General features: G+C 53.7%; 2 protein-coding genes. Both read left to right on the top strand.

What is annotated here, in order from left to right; genetic code table 11:
- Positions 1-79 precede the first annotated feature (79 nt).
- Complete coding sequence (locus AC07XM_RS30885; protein ID WP_060519786.1) at positions 80-1,411, top strand: TniB family NTP-binding protein; 1,332 nt, start codon at positions 80-82, stop codon at positions 1,409-1,411.
- 264 nt (positions 1,412-1,675) lie between these two features.
- Positions 1,676-2,974 (top strand): HEPN/Toprim-associated domain-containing protein, encoded by a 1,299-nt coding sequence (locus AC07XM_RS30880; protein ID WP_060519785.1) that lies wholly within the window; start codon positions 1,676-1,678, stop codon positions 2,972-2,974.
- Positions 2,975-3,114 lie beyond the last annotated feature (140 nt).

The following is a 3,114-nucleotide window of genomic DNA, read 5'->3' as shown; positions in this document are numbered from 1 at the left end:
CATGGAACTGTTCGCCAGAGATGCCACGGTAACCTTGGCTTCCACCTTGTGGTAGGTGGGGTTCATGGATCGGTTACAAATGAATGAGGCCATTGCGAGTTGGTTCGACGGCTGCCAAACGGCTGATCAGGTCCGCCAGATCATCACGCGTCGACCTGAGCCATTGGAAAGTCTGTACGAAATTGAACCTCGGTTGGCGGCAGAGGTGCTGTCTCAAGCATTGCGTGAATCGTTCATTCCCAACGCATTTACGATTGAGTTCATCCAGGAGATGGTGGGGCGCGCAGCGCTGCATGCGCGAGCATTGTTCTCTTCTGAGCGCGAGTACGCCCGAGGGCTCTATGAAGCACCTGCAGTCGATGCTGTGCCGGTGTGTTTTACAGGGCTTGCAGGGGTTGGGAAGAGCCAGACCATTGCTGCGCTGCGCAAGGTTCTGCCTGGCCCCGTTGATCTGTCCTGCGATCACTTCCAGGGTGAGCTACCGTTGCGGTCGCATTGGTATGCAAGCGCCCGAGGTACCACCAATGCTAAGGCCCTTCTTCGAGAGTTCGTTGAGTTGCCTCTGTCGCGACTGACCGTTGCTGAGCTGCTGAGTGAATGCCGGCGTAGGGCGAATCGTGATGGGGTATCGTTAGTCATCCTGGATGAAATGCAGTACATCCAAAAGGGGCTTGGTGCAGCGAAGGTTACCGATATCCTCTTGAACATGGCTGGTATCGGTCCGCCAATGGTCTACGTGTGCAATTACAGCTTGGGTCACAAGTTGTTTGAGAGAAACAATGAGGATCAGCAGCGCTTGCTGACGGACCCAAGAATCATGCTTCCCGATGAGCCTGGCAGTTCCGACTGGAAAGCTTTCATTGATGAATGTGTTCGCGTGGGCAATGGCGCGATTCGCGGTAATCAGGGTGAATTGGCAAGGGAAATTTACCGTTGCACCTTCGGTATCAAGCGCCTGGCGGTGGAGTTGTTGAAGCAGGCGTACATTGAGTGCCGCAGTGCAGGCCGTCATGCGGCCTCCCTTCAAGACATCGGCCATGCTTACCGCTCAGCGGCTTACACGTCCAGTGCCAAACAGGTCGAACACCTTCAAAAATTGGCTCTGGGTGGTCGGGTGTCCAAACAGCATCCAGACCTGCGGTGTCCGTTTGACCTGCCAGCCGCGTTCACGTCCAACGTAGTGAAATTTGCGCGAGCTGAACGGCAGGACCGAGTCACCCAGAAGGTTTTCGACTCATCGCTCACTGCGTCGGAACGATCTGTAAAAAAGCAACTTGATGCCTCAGCGAATGCTCTGCAGAAGCCGACTGCGCGCCCGCGGCGGACTCCGGTTGAGGAGCTCTCCGAGGAAGAGCAGGCCAAAGCTTTCTTTGCCTTGATGGAGGACGACAAGGACCCCAAACCCAAGTGATGGTGTGGCGAAGAATTCCGTTCGCGGGCCCTATGATTGCTGGCGTGTAAACCTATTTTTTTCACTGTTAACCAGAGTGGTTTACAGTGAAAAAAACAGGTTTACACGCCTGAGTTAGCGAGGGGCAGGTACACCAGGATAGAGCACCTGAGCTCGGATGCATCTCCGACGCCGCTGAAATGTGCTATCACGTGCCAGTACAAGCATGTCCAGATTCGCGTCATGCATTGGCGTTAGACAGTTAACTCCAGGTACAAAGATCTTATGAGCACACCAATTACGCTGTCTGTGGGTAGCCTCGATCTCACATACAACACTGGCTATATGGGCATGGATCACGGGATGCTCTATCAAGAGTCCGACCGCCAGTACCGTCGGCACGAGGGCATCGACTACGACTACGCTCATAGCCCTGAAAGTCTGGAGCAAATGGAGCTGTGTTTTTGCCGGACACTTGGTTCGATGGTGTCACGGTTGGAGCTGCTCGGATACACATTGGCGGCGGTGAGGTCGGAATACGAAAATCAGGTCGTGCTCGACAGAGACCAGTTCGAGGAATACCTGCCAGGTGAGCGTCGATCCGACCGTTTGACTTTCGATCAATTTATCGACTTCATCAAAGCGTACGCATTGCGAGACCTAAAAAGCGACTATGTCGCCAGCTACGATTCCGATCATGCACAGGGCCGGGGCCGCTTTGCGGCTGATCCAGCGGCATCTCTACTCCCGACGGGAGTGTTTGATCGAGACATCGGAGGCTACTCCGAGCGCAGCCATTTCGGCTCAATGTTAGGATTTCTGAGCCCATATGCAACTCTGCGAATCCTTGCCGAAAACCCCGCTAATCTAGGTGAAGATGTCGTCTGGGATTACGGCAATTTTGTGGATGCAGGATGGGCTAAAAATGAGGATTTCATTGGGAACGCACGTCGGACCCAGACCTATTTGATAGCGACTGAAGGCACTTCTGATACCCACATTCTGAAGCGGGGTCTGGCGCTGCTCCGCCCGGACATCGAGGATTTTTTTCGATTCATTGACATCGAGGAGCGTCACCCATTTTCCGGTACAGGTAATCTGTCCAAGTTCGCCGAGGGACTGGTCAAAATTGATGTTCACAATCGCGTGGTCTTCCTGTTCGATAACGACGCCGAAGGAGTGGATACCTATAAAAATCTACTCAAACGCTTTCAATTCCCAGTGAACATGAAAGCTATGGTTCTTCCTGACTTGGACGAGCTGCGCGAGTTTCCGGCGAAAGGCCCGTGTGGTGTTGCCAACGCTGACATCAACGGCTGCGCGGCCGCTATCGAGTGCTATCTCGATCTCAATCTTAAGGGGCGACCCCCAGCGCAGGTGACCTGGACGAATTACAAGGAGTCGTTAGGTATTTATCAGGGCGCCCTCGATTTCAAAGATAGCTACGCAAAGGCGTTTTATGAAACCACTCAGGAGGATGTTGAATCAGGTGTGTATGACGCGAGTAAGCTCCGATCCGTGATAGCGGCGCTTCTTGAGGAATGCACTGGTTTGGCTGCTGCGATGCTCTATTCGAAGTCCTAAACCTCAATAGCCTCTCGGCGAAGGCGCTTCCACCTAACGCGGACCGAGATGATTTCTGGCCCCTACTGAATCGCCCCTGGTTTCGTAGACACCTCCAAGCCTCATAATGAGGCCCAAATAGGAGGTGCCATGAGTCGTCA

The organism is Pseudomonas sp. GW460-LB5 (assembly GCF_059423245.1).
The sequence above is the reverse complement of the archived record's forward strand: the minus strand, read 5'-3'. Positions and strand labels throughout refer to the sequence as shown.

Bases quoted from the DNA above. Each gene is read 5' to 3' on its own strand.
- AC07XM_RS30885 (WP_060519786.1), top strand. From the start codon at position 80: ATGAATGAGGCCATTGCGAGTTGGTTCGACGGCTGCCAAACGGCTGAT.
- AC07XM_RS30880 (WP_060519785.1), top strand. From the start codon at position 1,676: ATGAGCACACCAATTACGCTGTCTGTGGGTAGCCTCGATCTCACATAC.